The sequence below is a fragment of the Sulfolobus acidocaldarius SUSAZ genome (assembly GCA_000508305.1).
Classification (GTDB): domain Archaea; phylum Thermoproteota; class Thermoprotei_A; order Sulfolobales; family Sulfolobaceae; genus Sulfolobus; species Sulfolobus acidocaldarius_A.
Genome location: CP006977.1, coordinates 1,954,450 through 1,973,349 on the forward strand (window position 1 = coordinate 1,954,450; position 18,900 = coordinate 1,973,349).

Here is an 18,900-nt window from a genome sequence, read left to right on the forward strand (position 1 = left end):
TTCCATTTACCTTCTCCTACTAATAAATATAGCAACTATTCCTAATGCCAGTGCTATAATAGCAGCTATTAACGCTCCAGTAGCAATTGAGGATTGAGAGGACAATCTCGAGTCAAGTGTACTGGATACTGACTGTAAATTGCTATTTAGGGTGTTAGACACCGACTGAATCTCGCTGTGAGCAGATTGTAGACCTTGATTTAATTGGTTACTAAATGTTACATATGTTGATGTCTTATTGAATAACCCTGTAGTTTGCTGAGCAACAACAGCCAATGTATAAGTACCGTCGGGATATTTTGTGGTATTAAGTTGATAGCTAAATGTTCCACTACCACTAAATGTGGTCAACAACTGATTATCTAGGTATAGACTCACTTGCGATACTTGACTACCTGAGACTGTTATACCAATATTTACTGTACCAGTTAGATTACCTGAGGGAACACTTATTTGAATCGTGGGAAGGGCTGGCGAGACACTGAGAATATTAGAATTTATCTCTGAACTGATCTTGGAGTTAGTTAAGTCTGCACTATTAACGGTTGTGGATATTAGGTTAATATTGCTGTTTACCGCATTTATTGAGGCAACCTGTGAATTTACAATTGTAATATTGGCATTCTCGATGGTTATGGATGACACATTAGAGCCCACTAGCATAAAGTTACCATTTGATAGAACTACGTTCTGGAGAACATTACTTCCTAAAATGGAGTAACCCGTTATATTTACGTTTCTTAAAACCATATTGTATAATTCCACGTTCGATAGGGTCTGATTTTCAATTAGTGTATATGGAGTTACATAGAAGGTATATGCAGAACTTAAGTCATTTGTTGTAGGCACACCATCTGCAGAAACTCCTGAAATCAGTATCTGGAATGGACCTGTGAAGTAAGTTAAACCTTTGAAATAGCTGAAGTTGCCTAATGAGGAAGATGATGGTAAAGTGAAATTGCCCTCCCATAGTTGAGTAGAAGGATTGTAGAATAATGGTATATTAACATTCGCACTTATACTTGAATAGTTGGAACTGAATGTCATTGGATAAACTGTAGCTGAATACATTCCATATCTTACAGGTGTCCCATTTGGATATGTGATATTAGCATAGACGTATACTGTTTGACCTTGATATACATACTTTTGAATATTTATTTGTGGTACACTGTACTTTGGTACAACGTAGATCTGTCCGTAAAAGAAACCTGTAAATACTTGACCCAGTGTTGACGAATTAAAACTTGCGAATAGTAATATAGTGTATAGACCAGCATTTACTTTCTGAGGAATTGGTATGTAGCCATAGTATAGACCTAATGGACTAAAAGTGACAAGTCCTTGACTCACAACTTCACCCTGCTGGTTGAGTAACTCAGCTTTTATTGTGATTCCCTGTGCTATAAAAGGATCAGGAATGTTTGTTAATGGTACTCCTTGTATTATTATTGACTGACCACTTGCAACACCACCAGGTTCAGCAATAACTTGGGGTAGAATGAATAAGGATTGTAGATATATTCCATTAGAGAATGCTACAATACCATAAGCATTATTCACGTAAATTAGATCATCACCTACCGTTAAGTTAGCTGGTAAAGTACCTACCCATGCGGCTACATTATTAATATATACTAGAGTAATGTTAGTGAGGAATGTATATGAATTATCTGTTATATTATAAGAGTAAACAGAGGCTTCAACTGTAAAGTTAGCAGGCGCAGGATTACCGTTAATATCTGTGACGATTGCTTCAACTGGATTTATGCCTGAATAGAATGGAGACATAGTTACTGGAGATAAGAAAGTGACGTAATAGCCTGAAAATGTCTCAGTGAAACCATAGCCACTTATTCCTTGAGAACTTCCATATACTACAACTGATAAGATTCCATTAGCAGTTGACGGAAGGGTAAACTGTCCTGTCCATAAGCGAAGGCTTGAATTATAAGTTAGAGGTATGTTAGTCACATTTCCATACAAATCCTCTAATACTGCATTAAAGCTACCTGATGAAACTACAGTTCGATTGTTGGTTATATTTGCTATTACAGTCATCGTTTCTCCCGGCATGAATGTGCTCTGAGATCCTTGTGAACCTAATAATTCAACTATGATGGATAGAGTATTATTAAGTACCGATTTATACGATTTTAAGTATTGCGCAAACTCTCCTGCATTCAGAGCTCCCCAACCTGTGGCTAAATTGTAGCCATAACTAGATGTCCATGGAATGGTATACCCAAATGTTATTGGGTAGAATATTTTAGAGTATAACTGAGGATTCTCACCTATCTGATATAATAGAGGATTTATGAGCCCTAGACTATGGTTAACATAACTCATAATAGCTACGAGCATTCCTGCTAGTAGTGGAGAAGCTTCACTTGTTCCTCCAGTAATGAATGTCTGATTAAATCCGCCTATTATATATATTCCAGGGTAAACATTAGCATTTGCTGAAAGATCTGGACCAAGCCTACCATACGGATATGTTTTAGGAGAAGATATTCCCCATTGATACCAAGGTTTAGGTTCCGCAATACTTACACCACCAGTGCCTCCCCCATAGTTTACTCCATTTGGTACAAATCCATAATTGGACCATGCAGTCTGATAGAATGAGCCATTAGGGAATTGAATGTATGTTGTAGTTCCTCCGGCTGAAAGAACATAAGGGGAAGTAGATGGATATCCAGGTGTCCCTAAGGGACCATTACTATAACCTGAACCACCTGCATCTCCACTACTTGCAATAAACGTTATGCCTTCTACTGATCCCAGTGCATAGTATACATCAGTGAGAGCTATGTTGGTGTAATAAATTGGAGCGGGAAAACTAGATAAGGAACTTTCACTTATACTGAAACTTTGAGATATGACATTAACTTTATGTTGCTGATCAATATATGCAATTATTGCCGATAATGGCAAATTAAAATCTGCAATATACAAGACCATATTTGCTTTAGGCGCCATTGTATGAGCCGACTCCACATCAAGACTAATTTCTAAATCCCATCCTGTAGCAATACCTAAGCCTGGATTATATGGACCAACTGGAACAATAGTGAAGCTAGGAGGATTAGGTAACTTAACAATACTGTCATAGTAAGCTAACTGCTGTTCTACGTAAGGGTTACCGGCAAAATCTAAAATACCTATGGTAAAGTTCTGACCTTCATATCCTTTACTGTATAGTGAGGTCAAGTTGTAAACCTTCTGGAGTGCAGTTGGCCAGTATGCCTCTATGGGTGCAGTAGTATTGGGTAGACTCTTGAAAGAACTTAAAGATCCTTCCGAGATAAGTGTACTTGGATGTCCAAATATTAATTTCGTTACGTTTGAGGAGTATATGTAAACATTATTCACTTTTGGTGTTCCGTACACAGTGTAATATGATACGCTTCCATTACTCATCATTACATATTGTACTCCTAAGTAATTCTCAACTTGTTGTACTGTTCCTGTTGCTACAATAACAGAATCAGCTGCAGTGTAAACTATATTAAATCCTGAGCTTTTGAGGTAACTTAATATTTCATTGAACTGATCAGTCGGGTAGAATAATTTCTCTACCTGCGCTTCTGTCAGGAAGTGCTGATAAAGAGGAGACGAAGGATTTGATATTTGACTTACGTAATAATAGAGTAGGTCAATATTCTTTAGGGGTATGTAAACTGTAAATTCCACAGGATAATTGGACGGAAGGGTACCAGCTTCACTGAAACCCTTTACGTTAATTGGCTGTATATATTGTGTAGCTGCTTGGGACTTTAAAATTAAAGTAGTTGGTATTATAAAAATACAGACCAAAAAGATAGATATTATCTTTTTAGTATACTTCATGAATCCTTGTGGTATTCAAAAATATATAAGTTTTATTTAAGTATTAAAGGATCCAAATTATTTTTAAACTAGTGCATAAAGTTTTATAGTTATTATACTTTTTCCAAAGATAAAATAACAGAATGTTTAATATTCTAAACATGGGACGTAGTAAAATATAGAAAAAAAGTTAAAAATATTTTACTTAAATTATTTCTTCTCGATACTCTTCAATGCCTTTACAAGTGAAGCTGCAAAGTAAGGTAAATCGCCAGGATGTCTTGAAGATATTAGATTGTCGTCAATTACAACTGCCTCATCAACATATTGTCCTCCTGCGGCTATAACATCATCTTTAATTGAGCCAAAAGAAGTCAATTTCCTTCCCTTTACAACATTTGCAGATATTAAAACTTGAGGACCATGACAAATGGCAGCAACAGGTTTCTTCAGGTCAAAGAACCTTCTTGTTAAGACCTTTAGTTCTTCACTGTTTCTAATGTTCTCAGGACCCCTTCCACCAGGTATAACCAATGCTAAATAATCCTCAGGTCTAACGTCCTTGAAGGCAACATCGGAAATAACACTGTATCCGTGTTTACCTGTAACCTTAGCTCTGGCTTCCTTCCAGGCAACTACTGGCTTAAAGCCTTCTTCTATTACCCTGTAATAGGGGTAAAGGAACTCTATATCCTCGAATTCCTCTCCTATAACAAACAAGACTTTCTTTTCGTTCATAAATATATATGACTGTTCATAAAATTTAAGATTAACCACCTTAAAATTAAGGTCTTATATTTTAAACCAGGAGTAAGATCGGAAATTAGTGAAAAACAAAAAGAATGAAATTAAGGAGATAGAGCCGTGGGGCGTTAATATACCTTATTTGATACTAGGGTTAGTGTACTGGGGGATAGGAGGGATATCAGTATTCAATAATCTACCTCAACATTTTTACTTTATGATGATTGGAACTTATTCTATCTACTTTGGAATGATCTCCAGGCTATTTTTCCCTGCTAGAAACTATCTCGCAACTCATCTTACCTCGCTCTTCCTCTTGGCTATACCTTATTACCCTTTCCAAGCTCTTGCATCCTTAGTGTTGATAATTACAGAACTGTGGTCCGTCTCAGATATAAGAGGATACGGCAGTAGATTTCCTTTAAACTTGTTAGTATTATCGTCGCCATTCGCTTCCCTAATAGGTTGGATATTTTACATCAAATTTGGATACTCTATTTTAGTACCTCCACTTCTTCTCTATCTATTGGGTGTTAATATAGGGGTATTTAGTGCAACCTTAGGAGCAAAAGCTAAACTAGGGTTCAAACAATTTCCCATTTTTATCTTAGTTCTGCTGTACCCAATTTCAATTAGTGTAACAGTTGTAGGTTATGTTTTATGGTTATTATATAAAAGTCAAGTGAAGGAGAGAAACCTATCATCAATTTTAACTCTGTCTGTAGCCGTAGTTGTATCTTTTTCCTCACTCTTTCTGGGAGAGCAAATACATGCTTTCGCTTTCGGGGTTATGATACCCTTCTTCTTTAACTGTATTACATATTCGACATCCCGATATAATTACGGGAAGTTTTTCCCAATACCAATATTGTCAGCCCTCTCTTACTTTATGCGATTTGTAAATCTTCCTTTATCGTCAATATTTTTCATTTCAGCTGTGTTAATCTTCCTCGTTTTGAATAGACATAATTTTACTATAAGGACGATAAAGTTAGGCATGTCTACTAAATATCTTCCGAGGAATTTAGAGTGAGATCAAATGTGTAATAAATTTTGAAATGATCTTTTAAATTATATAAAGTTGGACTATGAATTATGAGTGAAAGGATATACAGGGGGAATATGATTAGTATCATAGCATCAGCATTTATTTTAGTTGAACTTATATTAGTCCTCATAAATGGACTTCAGTACCTATTTTCAACCACATCTAAATTACTGATGTGGATAATATTTATCTTAGCCCTACCCTCTTATATCACATATTCTAGATCGAACCTCAAGAAAAGTTTCTTTATGAGAGTATTTGGAGCATTAGCAATAATCATAGCCTTTGCTGGACTTATACTAATCCAATTGAATCAGTTTATTGGAATTGAAACGTTAATATTAGGTTATATGTTTGAGCCTATTGCAGGAATCTCTATATATCTCTCGCTTTATAACGTGAATAGACTATTCTCCTCATTATTTTTCTATGGTGCACTAATATACACGATAGGGCTTCCCATGTATCTAATAAACTTAGGCATAGTCTCTGTAGCTGGAGATGTAATAAAAATGATAGGGTTATTTATGTTAATAATGTCTTTTTACACTAAAAGGAGAGTGCTTTAGAATTAGTATTACGATACGAACTGTTCTCCATCTGAAATATTCAACCTTAATTTATATGATAAAAGAATTACAAACCTCGCCCTTTAGGGCGGGGAGTGGGTCAGATACTCACTTTCCTTTCTTTAATTCAGCCCACATGTAGAAGAATTTCCTTCAGTATTGGGTATAAATACCTGAATTTATATTATACATTATGGAATCTGGTGCCAAAGTATTTTTGGAAAATTTGAAAGAGTTGGGCGGAGTTGATAAAATATTTATAGTTTCAGGTACGGATTATGCAGCGTTTATTGAGGAGAAAGCAAAAGATGGAACTTTGCCTGAGTTTATTGTTGTACCACATGAAATAACAGCTACTGCAGCTGCTATGGGCTACTCACTTGCGGGTAAAACTGGAGTAGCAGCAGTGCATACCATTCCGGGAACATTGAACGCACTAGGTATAATTGTAGATGCTTACACGTCAAGGATTCCACTTATAGTTATAGCAGGTAGAAGTCCTTATACGGAGGAGGGACATGAGGGAAGTAGAAATCTCAGAATCCACTGGACCCAGGAAGCTAGAGACCAAGGGACAGTGGTAAGGCAATGGATAAAATGGGACTTCGAAATAAGAAAAGTTGAACAAATTCCTGAGGCTATAGCAAGAGGGATTCAGCTAGCTTACAGTGAACCAAGAGGACCAGTTTACATAACGATTCCTAGAGAAGTAAGCGTAGAAAAGACACAGTCTCGAATATCAAGGAAGTTATCAACCTTTGAACCTGGAGCTAGATTAGAGGACATTAAGATAGCCCAAAGGATGATCGAGGAAAGTGAAAGACCTATAATACTCACCTGGAGGGCAGGTAGAAGAAAGGAATGGTTTGATGAGATGAAGAAATTTGTTGATAACACAGGAATCCCTGTAGTACATTACATCGGGGAAGTGGTAAACTACGAAGGTGACTTTGGGTTATATGAGTTTGACATAAAAAATTCGGATTTAGTGATCGTTGTAGAAAATGAAGTGCCATGGATACCTAAGAAGGTCGGAAAAATAGATGCTAAGGTAATAAGGGTAGACGTAGATCCCTCTTATTCTTATATACCTTTCTATGGATTTCCCTGCGACCTATGTATACAATCAACTGTCTCAGATTTATTTTCCAAATTAAGAGTGACCGAAAAGAAAGAGTGGAAGGAGAAGGTATTAGAAATTAGAAGAGAACAAGATAAGAAGAAGACCGAAGAGATAGAGAGATTGTCCAAAGGGAGGGATAAAATACATCCTAGATTACTCTCTTATATGATCACCAAGCTCTCTAAGGAACTGCTGGGAGACCAATACGCCATATTTAATGAATACCCGTTCAATCCGAAATATGCTAAACTGCATTTTGGACAATACTTCTCAGATCCCGCATTTGGTCATTTGGGTTGGAGTTTAGGTGCATCCTTCGGTTTCAGTCTAGCCACAAACAAAAAAGTAATAGCTACTGTAGGTGATGGATCCTTTATATTTGGAGTTCCTGATGCATTCTATTATGCAGTGAGGAGTTATGGGGGTGATGTTACAGTGATAATCTATGACAATGGAGGTTGGCTTGCAAGTGCAGAAGCCACAGTCCATGTATATCCTGAGGGAGAGGCAAGAAAAAGGCAGAACTATCCTGGAGCAGATTTCAAAAGATATAATATAGGAGAGGGGGTTAAAGCATATGGAGGTTTCTACAAAATAATAGAAGAAGTTAGTGAACTAGAATACTCTCTGAAAGAGGCTATATTGAATCATGGACTATCGATCTTACAAGTGATAGTAGAAAAAACTAGATGACTTAGACAAAAATAAAAAATAATAATAAGAGACTTTCTTCTTTACCTTATTTTTTGACTTTCCTCTGTCCAATACAGATCCACTGTTCTAGTCTCAGGTCCTACTAAAGCAGCTATTCCATAAATTACAGCACTTAACATTAGGAAGAATGCAGCAACAAACCATGGGTCTCCTCCCTCAATACCAGCAAAATATGCTGACAATGGTATAGAATATATTGGCATCCAAGCTGATATAAATACTCCAGAACTATAACCGAAACCGACACCGCTAGCTCTTCTCTTTGTTATAAATCTTTCTGAAAGATATACTGGTACAAGTCCCCAAGGCCACTGAGTTAACCAACCTATCAAGAACGAACCAAGGAATAACAATCCAGCATCATTAGCTTTGGCAGCATTATACCACAGATAGAATGAGGGCGTTGCTAAAATAATAGTTACAATTGCAGCTATCAGAAAAGCCTTCTTTCTTCCAATGAAATCTGAAGATAAACCCCATAGTGTAGCAATTATAGCCGCAAATACACCTGCTAAAGAGTAATAGAGTGAAGCCTCTTGTGTTGACAAACCAGCCTTAGTGAGTACTCCAGTAGCGAAATCAAATAGTGAATAAGAGCTGAAGAATAGTCCAGTCATTAACACGAAGACATTTAAGAACGTGTATAATGTTGGTGGTCTGAACAGCGAGAAGAATGGAATTCTCTCTAGTTTCCTCTCACTCAGAGCCTTTCTGAAAACAGGAGTTTCAGGTACTAGGTACCTTATTATGAAAGCAATTGCTGCAGGGATTAGACCAGTGAAAAAGACTAATCTCCATCCATAGTCACTCATTGCTTTATCTCCTAAAATTGAAATAAATAGATAGACTATTCCAGCACCTAGAGCAGTTCCCCATGAGAATGCACCTTGGGCAATACCGCTTGCTAGTCCTCTCCATCTACTCGGTGCATATTCTATGGCGAATGGATGTCCTACGGCATATTCTCCTCCTACAAATATTCCTTCTATGAATCTTAACAGTGCGTATAAAATTGAGGCAGCTACTCCTATTGCGGCATATGTTGGTAAAAGCCCAATTAATGCACTAAACACTGAAAAACCTACTATAGTTATCATTAATGTCCTTCTTCTACCCCATACGTCACCGAAGTTACCGAATATAGCACTTCCTAAGGGTCTTCCTAAGAGAGTGAGTCCTAGTCCTAATGCTAACGTCACGAAATATCCTACAAGACCTGTTAAGCCTGGTGGTACTAGGTTCTTCTCTATATATGGTGTCAGGGCTGATACAAATAGTAGATCGTAGGCATCTAACATGAATCCTAAAAATTGGGAAGTTAGGGCAAGCTTTGCTTCTCTTGTCCAGCTTTCCATATGATAGATAGATATAACCAGTTAATAAATTGAATGTTAGAAAAAGGAAGTCTATTGTTTAAATTTTTTATCTAAAATATATATATGGTTTTAAAAATTGATGAATTTTTATACCGGAATTGGTTTATAGTAAGCTATTCCAAAATTGTAACTCATAAAATTGTATTATTGTAGATATTTCTTTATATCTTCCTAAATATCTTGAGACTATAGTCTCGACTTGATCATCATCAATTTTGACTTTTACGAAGAGATCAAGAAACCTTACATCAGCTTTACCTTTAAAAGCATTAGCAAGCCTTCTGCAATTGTCTGCCCAGACCGGCAAGTTAACTGTTAATGCTACAGCTTGCTCTCCGGGATTACCATAATTTGCCAACCACGATAGATAATGCGTGTAGGATATAGCACTAGGAAGTGGTGAGTAAGTTTTCTTTGCGACTTCTCTGAGTATTTTTAGGCCTTCATAATCACCTTGAAGAATTGAAAGAAAGAAGTCTAGCTCATCTTGCTGGTTAGCCCTACTTACCATGATCGCCAGTGATCGTAAATCATAATTTACAATATACCATTGCTGGTCATAAAACAACTCGAGTTTGCTTAATGGTAAATCTCCACTTTCTGCCCTCAGTATAAAGGGATGATTTAATATTTTCTCGTTTAAATTACTTAACTCCTGTCTTAACTCTTTTAACATATAAAATTAGATGAGAGGGAGAAATTTAAACAGTTTTCCTTATGCAAGGGTTAATACTACATTCTCTTTCTCGATGTCTTTTTCAGCGTAAACTTCATCGCTATTAAGTTTTACATTAAATCCCAGTTTTCTTCCTATCTTAATCATTGGAGTATTTTCAGCGAGTGTGTAAAATCTCACCTTTGATATTCCCATTTTCTTTGCTTCGCTTATCAATGCTAATACTAATTTTGTACCAAGGCCTAATTGTCTGTACTCTGGATGAACCACTAGAGCGAATTCTCCATCTTTATAGATCGAGCCCTCAGCAATTATTTTACCCTTATACTCGACTACTATAGTCCTATGATCCAAACAGTCTGCAATCTTCTTTGCATCATCTTCAGTAGGTTTGTATAGGTGGAAGTAGCGTAAGTAGAGGTCTTCATCAGTCAGAGAGGAGTAAAGCTGATATATTTGTTGCCAATCCTCTTTTCTGGCTATTCGTAATGTTACTTGTTCACTCATTTTCTCACTTATATATTACAATTTGAGTTTAAATACTTATCGACTATGTATAAACCTAAAAACTAAAGTATAATCATTTGAAAACTGTACTATAGATTAGATAGTTTAAATTCAACTTTTTATTTTAGCCACGGATAAAACAAACATGAAGGTCAAATTTAGAAGTAGTTTTTAAAAAATATTACCTGCCTTTATACTTGGGCTCACGTTTTTCTATGAATGATTGAACTCCTTCTTTAAAGTCCTCAGTCTTGCCTAACTCACTTTGTAACAATGCTTCGTACTCAAGAAAATCATCCATGTCCTCAAATAATATCTTATTCACCATCTTCTTTCCTGCCACATAAGTTAAGAATGGACCTGCAGAAATTCTTTGAGCTAACTTAACAGCCTCTGACAGAGGATCTTCAGATATTTTTACTAAACCCCACTTTTCAGCATCTTCTGCCGTGAATTCTCCTCCTAGAATTAACAGGTCATACGACTTCACGCCCAATAGTTTAGCTAAAAAGTAAGCTACTCCCGTATCTGAGGTAAGACCAATTCTTTGAAAAGCTGTCACAAACTTTACATCTTTTTTACTTATTCTGAAATCTGTAGAGAGCACTATTCCTAGACATGCACCTGCTACCACTCCGTTAATAGCAGAAATATATAGTTTATTTGGGTTTCTTATTTCATTGATAATTGGCTGGAAGGTATACTTGAGATCAGAGTAAATATCTTCAACCATCTCACTTAAATCAGCTCCTACACAAAATCCCCTACCTTCTCCAGTTAGAATTACTGACTTAACAGTAGGATCAGCGTTTAATTTTCTTAGTATCGATATCATATCATTCCTTGTTTTTAGGTTAAGTGCATTCAATTTCTCAGGTCTATCGAACTTTACTATTGCATAACCATCTTTGTTCTCAACTATCATTCTTCCCACCTGGGTTTTCTCTTCTCCAGAAATGCCTTCATACCCTCTTTAGCTTCTTCGCTAGCTAAAGCTACATAGAAGTTTCTCCTCTCTATATCTAAACCTTGTTGAAGATTAGTCTCTAGAGCCCTATTTACAGCTTCCTTTGCTAAAATTAAGGAGAATAAGGGCTTTGAGGCTATTTCATTAGCTAATCTAATAGCCTCATCTATTAGCGAACCATCAGGAACAACCTTAACCACTAATCCCATGTCTTTAGCCTCCTTAGCAGAAATGAGTTCTCCGGTCAGCACTATTTTCATCGCGTTGTACTTTCCTACTGTTCTGGTCAATCTCTGTGTACCACCTGCGCCAGGGATTATACCCAGGTTAATCTCAGGCTGACCAAATTTAGCTGATTCAGATGCAATGATTATATCACAAGCCATAGCAAGTTCCAGTCCTCCACCTGCTGCCACACCATTAACAGCAGCTATTACAGGTTTCTTAAAAGACCTCATCTTCTCCCATAAAGGCATATGACCTTTAAGTACAATTTCTTTTAAAGGAGTGTCAACCATTTCTTTTACATCTGCACCAGCTGAAAAAGCTTTACCTTCTCCTGTAATTATCACCACTTTTACTGGGGACTTCTCTAGTTCATCAAGGGCATTAACCAGATCATCCACCATTTTAAAGTTTATTGCATTGAGCCTGTCAGGTCTATTTAATTTTATGATACCAATCTTTTTATCCTTCGTCTCGAGTTTTATTGTCTCGTACATCAATATTTAAGCTACCTACAAAAATAAAAATTCATAACAAAATTATGATCATAATTTCCTTATGTCAAAGGATTCATCCTTCAGCTTATCTATCTTACTCTTTATGTCTACCTTATCCTGAATTAGCTTATTTATAGCCTCTAATTCACTCATATCTCTGTTGAACGCAACATAACCTATAACTAACCCTCCTTTGATATAAATTACGTTCAATGATTTTTTGTCAAAATTACCCCTCATAACATATTCATCATAACCAGTTGTCTCCCCACCAGACTCTATATGGAGGTCAAATATATCGGACCAAACTGTAGACAAAAAGTTATAACTCTCATTATGACCCATCATATTTCTCGCAGCAAGTTGACCAGTATAATACGCGTTATTCCAGTGTTCTATCCTCCTTCTTTTCCCTGAAACTGGATCCAGAATATTAGCCACATCTCCCGCAACATATATGTCCTCCTTAGCTTTTAGATGTTCATCCACTAATATTCCGTTGTTAACTTGTAACTCCCTAGCAATCTCGACATTAGGGCTTATACCTACAGCCACAAGAACCATACTACTCTCAATTATCTTTCCACTAGATACTATGACACTATTAACCCTCTGGCTTCCTTCGAATTCCTTAATACTTTCATTAAGAAGGAAAGTCACGCCCTTATTCTCAAAGTACTTCCTTACCATTTCAGAAACTTTTTCATCCACAAACGTACTCCATATGAAAGGCTTTACCTCTATTACTACAGGCTCAAAACCTAGGCTCCTAAGACTAGCGGCTACCTCAACACCTATGAACCCTGCCCCAACAATTACTGGCTTTTTGCTATATTTCAAATCCTCCTTAATTGAATCTGCATCACTTAAAGTTCTAAGATAATGAACTCCATTGAGATTCTCGCCATGGATACCCAGTTTTCTAGGCTTTCCCCCTGTTGTTATGAGCAATTTATCAAAGTTCAGTGTTTGTCCTGTGGAGAGCGTTAAAAACTTCTCCTTCACATTTAACCTTTCGACCGTAGTGTTAAGCATTACTTTCAGGTTATCCCGTTGATAAAATTCAGGCTTTTCAAAGAATAAACTGTCCCTATCCCTTTCACTTCTCATATACTCCTTAGATAACGGAGGTCTATCGTAAGGTAAAGCATTATCACTAGTAACTAGTGTAATATTTGCCTTAGGGTCTATGTTTAACATCTCTTTTAACGCGTGATAACCGGCTATTCCACTTCCTATAATAACATATTTAGAGGTGAGTTTTGATGACACATCTAATATATCAATAACGTAATATATAATCTCGTATTTCAAATAAGAGTTTATTAATTATCAAACGCTAGTTTAAAAATATGAGAAAGGTCGCAGTTATAGGTGTAGGACACTCTAAGTTTGGAAAGAGAGATGACGTAAGTATCCAGGAATTAGCTTGGGAGTCGATTAAGGAAGCCTTTGAAGATGCTGGAGTAACCCAGAAAGATGTTAATACGGTGATATTAGGTAGCACTGCATATAGAGGTGTTGAACTTTATCCAGGACCTATTGTAGCTGAATACACAGGTTTAACAGGAAAAGTACCCATGAGAGTAGAGGCTATGTGTGCGACCGGTCTCGCGGCTGCTCTAACAGCCTATTCCCTAGTAGCATCTGGTCTAGCTGAAATAGCTATGGCTGTGGGCGTAGATAAAATGACTGAGGTCGATACTTCAACCTCTTTAGCAGTAGGAGGAAGGGGAGGAAACTACCAGTGGGAATATCACTTTTACGGTACTACATTTCCTACCTACTATGCTCTTTACGCTACTAGACACATGGCAGTCTTCAGTACCACAGAAGAACAAATGGCTCTAGTATCGGTTAAGGCACACAAATATGGAGCAAGTAATCCTAAGGCTCACTTCCAAAAACCTGTCACAGTTGAGGAAGTGTTAAAGTCTAGGGTTATTTCATGGCCCATAAAGCTTCTTGATGCATGTCCAATTAGTGATGGTTCAGCAACAGCAATATTTGCCTCGGAAGAGAAGGTGAGAGAGCTAAAGATAGATTCACCAGTGTGGATTAGTGGAGTAGGATTTGCTAATGACTACGCATATGTTGCGAGAAGAGGAGAGTGGTTGGGATTTAAGGCTACGACATTAGCTGCTCAGGATGCTTATAAAATGGCTGATATTACACCTAATAGTATAGAAGTTGCTACAGTTCATGATGCGTTTACCATAGCAGAAATAATGGGGTACGAAGACCTAGGATTTGTAGAGAAAGGTAAAGGAGGAAAGTTTATAGAGGAAGGACAAAGCGAAAAAGGAGGAAAAGTTGGTGTGAATTTATTTGGAGGCTTAAAGTCCAAAGGTCATCCTTTGGGTGCTACTGGCTTGTCAATGATTTATGAGATAACCAAACAGCTTAGAGAAGAAGCAGGGAATTTACAACAACCACTTAAAAGGTACACTGGACTGGTTCATAATGTGGGAGGGACAGGTCACTATGCATATGTTATGGTTCTCAGAAGATGAAAAATACGTGTTCATAAGGAGGAATCTAAACCTTGTTTTCTCCCTTATTACTCTGTTCTTTTTTTACAGAATCCAAGTGATAAGCTAGAGCCGTGACATGGGCAATTATTTTCCCATCCTCGTTCTTAACCACTATTCTATATAGCGAAGTAGTTTTACCCTTACTCTCTTCAAAACCTTCCGCAATTATTTTCTCACCTAAAGTTGCTTGTCTTCTAAAATCTATGTCCATATGAAGGGCTACGGAATCCCTTGAGAAGTTACTTATGTATTCAAAGGCAGTATCAGCTAAAGCAAATATAAAAGAACCATGAACGTTCCCATGTATGTTGAGGTTTTCTTCCCTAACTTCAGCAGATACTTTGACGTAACCTTCCCTTATTTCCTCTAATTTTAAATGGAGATATTTTGCAAAATTGCTTTCTCTGAGGTTCACAGTAAATCCCTATTCCATAATAATTACCCTCTTACTCTTACCCTCAAATCTGGGCAGAGACCCTACCTTTATGAACTCTATTTCCGGTGTCACGAAAGCAACTGTCCTTATTTCCTCCACTATTTTATGCTTCAACTCGTTAGAAGGATTCTCGACCTCTAATCTCAGTATCATTTTATGTTCATTACATCTCCTGTCAAAAACCACTTGATATTCGGCAATCTCTGAATACTTCATTAAAACTAGGTTTATAGCAGAAGGGTATATCTTCACCCCTTTGTAAAATATGACATCGTCAATCCTACCCTTTATTATACTTATTTTAGGGTAAGGGATATCGTCATCGCTTTCAGTAATCTTAGTAATGTCCCTTGTTCTATACCTAATCAGGGGCATAGCTTCTTTAGAAAGAGTTGTTATAACTAACTCTCCTTCTTCTCCCTCATCTAAAACTTCTCCAGTTTCTGGATCGACTATCTCAGCGATAAAATGATCTGTCCATATGTGCATCCCTTTATGATCGTCATAAGGACACTCCTGAGAGACACCTGGTCCCATAGCCTCTGTAAAACCATATATTTCTCTCGCACCCTCCTTTAAGGCTAATTCACTTTCTATCCTCTTTAGCATCTCCGAGGTCATTGCCTCTGCCCCCGGAATGGCAAGTCTCAAATTCAACGTAGTTGGGTCAATGCCCAGTTTTTTGATCGTCTCAGCTACTACCAGTTCATATGATGGTGTTCCGGTTATCACAGTAGCTTTAAAATCCTTTATAGCCTTGACCATTCCTTCAGTTCTCCCTGCACTCCACGGAATCACCTTTACTCCTATTTTCTCAGCCCCCTGCTGAAGACCAATCCCTCCTGTAAATAAACCGTAACCGTAAATATTCATCATTATATCATTCTTGTTTACGTTAGCAGTTTTGAGACACCTCGCTACCAGGTTAGACCAAACCTCAATATCATAAGTTGTATAAGCGTTTACAGTCGGTATACCTGTAGTTCCAGAGGTCATATGAAACCTTGCAACCTTTTCAAACGGTACAGCTAGAAATTCTCCGCCATATGGGTATGCCTTATCTCTAAGCTCCTCTTTTGTAGTAAAAGGGAGTTTTCTTAAATCTTCCACTGTTTTTATATCTTCAGGAGAAATTCTTCTCTGCTGAAAAAGCTTCCTATAATACGGGGAATTTTCATATACGTAGTTTATAAGCCTTCTCAATCTCTTTTGTTGGATCTTCATTATGTCGTTCTTAGAGAGTAGTCTAGGATTAGTTTCATCATATCCACTCATTCTACCACCTCAGCGATTATCCTCTGACCGTCTGTAGATATCCTTACTTTACTCCCTACTCTTGGTCTTCCCTTAACCCAAGCCATCACACTTACTTCTCCGAGTCTAACTATTCCAATCACGTAATCTGGATACTTCTCGAATCCTTGAGGTTTCTGAGACACAATGCTATAGGTCATTAGCTCCCCTTCGCTCTGTAATTCAACCCATTCCATTTTATCTGAACCGCAATTTGAACAGTCCTTTTGAGGGGGGAAATATACAGAGTTACAGCTGACGCACCTTGTAGCTACTACCTTACCCTCCTTTAATTTCTCTAGGAATTGGTCTGGATAGGTTATTTTATAGCTGTATGTTATCGGTAGCCCGTCTACTTTCAAAACCGTTACACCCTTAGAACACTGGAATGAAGTCGTCCTCACTTATATCCTTTACTTCCTCTCCACTTATACCAAGTTCAGGCATATCAGGTAATTTTATCCCATATCTCTTCAAGGAAGCGCCTACTCTAAGCACAGCCTCCTTCCATGCCTCCTCCTTTTCTTTCTCTGTGGGAATATAGAAGCCTGCATCTCTAGCTAGATCTTCCATTCTCTGATGGACCTCCAGGAACCAAGGAGGTAATTTCCAAAATTCCTTAGGGGGTTTGTAAGTAATTAGTGATAGGAACACAAAGCCAGCCCTAATTTGCTTTGTGACCAGTTTTTTCCTATCTTCATTCATATTAGGGGCATTCTGGGTCATAATCAAATGGGTAAAGGCATAGTGACGTGTTTCATCAACAGCTGTATTCTTAAAAATCTTTGAAAACTCCTCATTCTTAGCATTCTTTCCCATGCTAGTGAATACTGTTGTGGCTGCTGCCTCTCCCATCATAAATGACGTGAATAATACATCAAGAGCGTACTTCTTGTAAGCGTCTAAGTAAGCTTTCCAATATCTTGATCCATTCCACCAAACCCATTGGACATTTAACATTGCCTTCTTCTCAAGATCATCTTGAGGTTTGAAATTCAATGGGAAACCTTCCATTGCATTCTTTATTGCTAGTCCACAAACTAAGTTGTGCCTATTTTCGTCCCAGGTTATGGTTGTAAGTATTCCTCTGACTGCAGTATCCAAATGGTGCTCAAATGATTTTACTACTGCATAAGCGAATACAGGGGTCGCGTGATCGAAGTTTGATAAAAGACCATACCAATAGGCTATAGCCAGTCTCTGTTTCCTGTCTAATCCAGACATCCACTCCTTTACTCTCTTCCAATCAATATTATCTTCGTCCCACTGCTCTTTTTTAGCCCTCCTATACAGTTGCCATGCTCTCTCGTTATCGAAATCCCATATTGGGGGATATACATTATATTCAGGGTAAGCGGGTGACTCTTCAAAATTTATTGAATCATACTTATTCTCCTTACTCATAAAATTCTCACAATTTTTTATTCACCATAATAATATTTAAAGTCATAATCAAACAAGTTAAATAAATAGGTATTATAAAAAGTAGCTAAATTAAAAATATTCATCAGACAATTTATATAACTTTAACAGGATTAACTAGGGAACCTATTCTCTCTACGTGCACTTCCATAGTAGTATTTTTAGCCTCAAGTTTGTATTCAGACGTATCTTCAGCACCAGAATACCCTACAGTTCCAGTTGTTATAACACTTAATTGCGGTATTGTGAGTATGGTGGAGAGCTCCTTTATAATCTCCTCGGGAGAAAATATGAACTCTTCAGTTGTACTGTCTTGAATTACCTTATTATTATAAACACTCGTCATCCTAAGTCTATCCAACTTAACCTCATCAGGAGTAGTTATAATAGAACCTAAAACTGCAAATGTATCCCTATTCTTATTCCTAAAGTGGGCACCCCTGATAATCATTCGTTTCACTACTCCATCATTAGGATCCCTCCTCCTCGCATAATACCAATCCTTACTAGCCTCACCCGGAGCCGTAACGTCATTAAATACAGTGTAACCCAGGATGTAATCATCTATTTTTTCAGAATTTATGTTCCTTAATTTTTCCTTAACAATTATACCTATTTCCACCTCAGGTCTAATACCACTCTTAGGGGCATAAACTACATCTCCGTTTCCAACTGCGATAGAAGGGAGCTTAATGAAAAATTTAGGAGTACCCAGCATCTCTTTTCCTTCCTGTTTACTTGAGGCACCCAGCATTTTATAGGAATTGACCAAAACACAAAAAATTGAAGTAGTTTGGACAGGAAGAATCTTTACAGATCGGATATCATAACTTCCACCTTTAGGCTCCTTATTAACACTCTCCATTTCGATAATATTATTTCCTATGACTTCTCCCAATCTTACCTTTCCTTGATACTCAAAGAAAGCTAATTTCATT

16 protein-coding genes and 1 pseudogene are annotated in these 18,900 nt (G+C 37.3%); 4 read left to right on the forward strand and 13 right to left on the reverse strand.

Features of this window, described 5'->3' with window-relative positions:
* Nucleotides 1-6 precede the first annotated feature (6 nt).
* The gene (locus SUSAZ_10695) at nucleotides 7-3,852 is read right to left on the reverse strand and encodes a peptidase S53 (protein AHC52300.1); all 3,846 of its coding nucleotides are present in this window, start codon (nucleotides 3,850-3,852) and stop codon (nucleotides 7-9) included.
* A gap of 189 nt (nucleotides 3,853-4,041) precedes the next feature.
* Nucleotides 4,042-4,569 carry a peptidase gene (locus SUSAZ_10700; GenBank protein AHC52301.1) on the reverse strand — a complete coding sequence of 176 codons (528 nt, stop codon included), beginning with the start codon at nucleotides 4,567-4,569 and terminating at the stop codon, nucleotides 4,042-4,044.
* A 118-nt stretch (nucleotides 4,570-4,687) separates the two neighbouring features.
* On the opposite strand from SUSAZ_10700, the gene SUSAZ_10705 reads away from it, so the two are divergent.
* The 3 genes from SUSAZ_10705 (at nucleotide 4,688) to SUSAZ_10715 (ending at nucleotide 8,008) form a co-directional block, all read left to right on the forward strand.
* Complete coding sequence (locus SUSAZ_10705; protein AHC52302.1) at nucleotides 4,688-5,608, forward strand: hypothetical protein; 921 nt, start codon at nucleotides 4,688-4,690, stop codon at nucleotides 5,606-5,608.
* A gap of 62 nt (nucleotides 5,609-5,670) precedes the next feature.
* Nucleotides 5,671-6,192: a hypothetical protein gene (locus tag SUSAZ_10710; protein AHC52303.1), complete on the forward strand. Its 522-nt coding sequence runs from the start codon at nucleotides 5,671-5,673 to the stop codon at nucleotides 6,190-6,192.
* 193 nt (nucleotides 6,193-6,385) lie between these two features.
* Complete coding sequence (locus SUSAZ_10715; protein ID AHC52304.1) at nucleotides 6,386-8,008, forward strand: acetolactate synthase; 1,623 nt, start codon at nucleotides 6,386-6,388, stop codon at nucleotides 8,006-8,008.
* Nucleotides 8,009-8,049: 41 nt separating this feature from the next.
* Here SUSAZ_10715 and SUSAZ_10720 read toward each other — a convergent pair whose 3' ends face one another.
* The 6 genes and pseudogenes from SUSAZ_10720 to SUSAZ_10745 all read right to left on the reverse strand — a co-directional run bounded on the left by SUSAZ_10720 (nucleotide 8,050) and on the right by SUSAZ_10745 (nucleotide 13,591).
* Nucleotides 8,050-9,384, reverse strand: a complete 1,335-nt coding sequence (locus tag SUSAZ_10720) for a transporter (GenBank protein ID AHC52305.1) — start codon at nucleotides 9,382-9,384, stop codon at nucleotides 8,050-8,052.
* A 124-nt stretch (nucleotides 9,385-9,508) separates the two neighbouring features.
* Complete coding sequence (locus SUSAZ_10725; protein AHC52306.1) at nucleotides 9,509-10,081, reverse strand: TenA family transcriptional regulator; 573 nt, start codon at nucleotides 10,079-10,081, stop codon at nucleotides 9,509-9,511.
* Nucleotides 10,082-10,120: 39 nt separating this feature from the next.
* Nucleotides 10,121-10,588: an N-acetyltransferase GCN5 gene (locus tag SUSAZ_10730; GenBank protein ID AHC52307.1), complete on the reverse strand. Its 468-nt coding sequence runs from the start codon at nucleotides 10,586-10,588 to the stop codon at nucleotides 10,121-10,123.
* 181 nt (nucleotides 10,589-10,769) lie between these two features.
* Nucleotides 10,770-11,513: an enoyl-CoA hydratase gene (locus SUSAZ_10735; GenBank protein ID AHC52308.1), complete on the reverse strand. Its 744-nt coding sequence runs from the start codon at nucleotides 11,511-11,513 to the stop codon at nucleotides 10,770-10,772.
* A complete protein-coding gene (locus tag SUSAZ_10740) occupies nucleotides 11,510-12,280 on the reverse strand; it encodes an enoyl-CoA hydratase (GenBank protein AHC52309.1) in 771 nt (256 codons plus the stop codon). The genes SUSAZ_10735 and SUSAZ_10740 overlap by 4 nt, the downstream gene beginning before the upstream one ends.
* 39 nt (nucleotides 12,281-12,319) lie before the next feature.
* Nucleotides 12,320-13,591, reverse strand: a pseudogene (locus SUSAZ_10745) (FAD-dependent pyridine nucleotide-disulfide oxidoreductase).
* Nucleotides 13,592-13,629: 38 nt separating this feature from the next.
* Here SUSAZ_10745 and SUSAZ_10750 point away from each other — a divergent pair.
* Nucleotides 13,630-14,790, forward strand: a complete 1,161-nt coding sequence (locus tag SUSAZ_10750) for an acetyl-CoA acetyltransferase (protein AHC52310.1) — start codon at nucleotides 13,630-13,632, stop codon at nucleotides 14,788-14,790.
* A gap of 25 nt (nucleotides 14,791-14,815) precedes the next feature.
* On the opposite strand, the gene SUSAZ_10755 is transcribed toward SUSAZ_10750, so the two are convergent.
* The 5 genes from SUSAZ_10755 to SUSAZ_10775 form a co-directional block, all read right to left on the reverse strand.
* Entirely contained in the window at nucleotides 14,816-15,226 is a 411-nt protein-coding gene (locus SUSAZ_10755) for a phenylacetic acid degradation protein (GenBank protein ID AHC52311.1), read from the reverse strand.
* A 9-nt stretch (nucleotides 15,227-15,235) separates the two neighbouring features.
* Nucleotides 15,236-16,522 carry a phenylacetate--CoA ligase gene (locus tag SUSAZ_10760; GenBank protein AHC52312.1) on the reverse strand — a complete coding sequence of 429 codons (1,287 nt, stop codon included), beginning with the start codon at nucleotides 16,520-16,522 and terminating at the stop codon, nucleotides 15,236-15,238.
* Nucleotides 16,519-16,902: a DNA-binding protein gene (locus SUSAZ_10765; GenBank protein AHC52313.1), complete on the reverse strand. Its 384-nt coding sequence runs from the start codon at nucleotides 16,900-16,902 to the stop codon at nucleotides 16,519-16,521. Before SUSAZ_10765 ends, SUSAZ_10760 begins: the two co-directional genes overlap by 4 nt.
* A 13-nt stretch (nucleotides 16,903-16,915) precedes the next feature.
* Nucleotides 16,916-17,917: a P-aminobenzoate N-oxygenase AurF gene (locus SUSAZ_10770; GenBank protein ID AHC52314.1), complete on the reverse strand. Its 1,002-nt coding sequence runs from the start codon at nucleotides 17,915-17,917 to the stop codon at nucleotides 16,916-16,918.
* Between the two features lie 139 nt (nucleotides 17,918-18,056).
* On the reverse strand, nucleotides 18,057-18,899 hold the full coding sequence (locus SUSAZ_10775) for a 2-hydroxyhepta-2,4-diene-1,7-dioate isomerase (protein AHC52315.1): 843 nt from the start codon (nucleotides 18,897-18,899) through the stop codon (nucleotides 18,057-18,059).
* Nucleotide 18,900 lies beyond the last annotated feature (1 nt).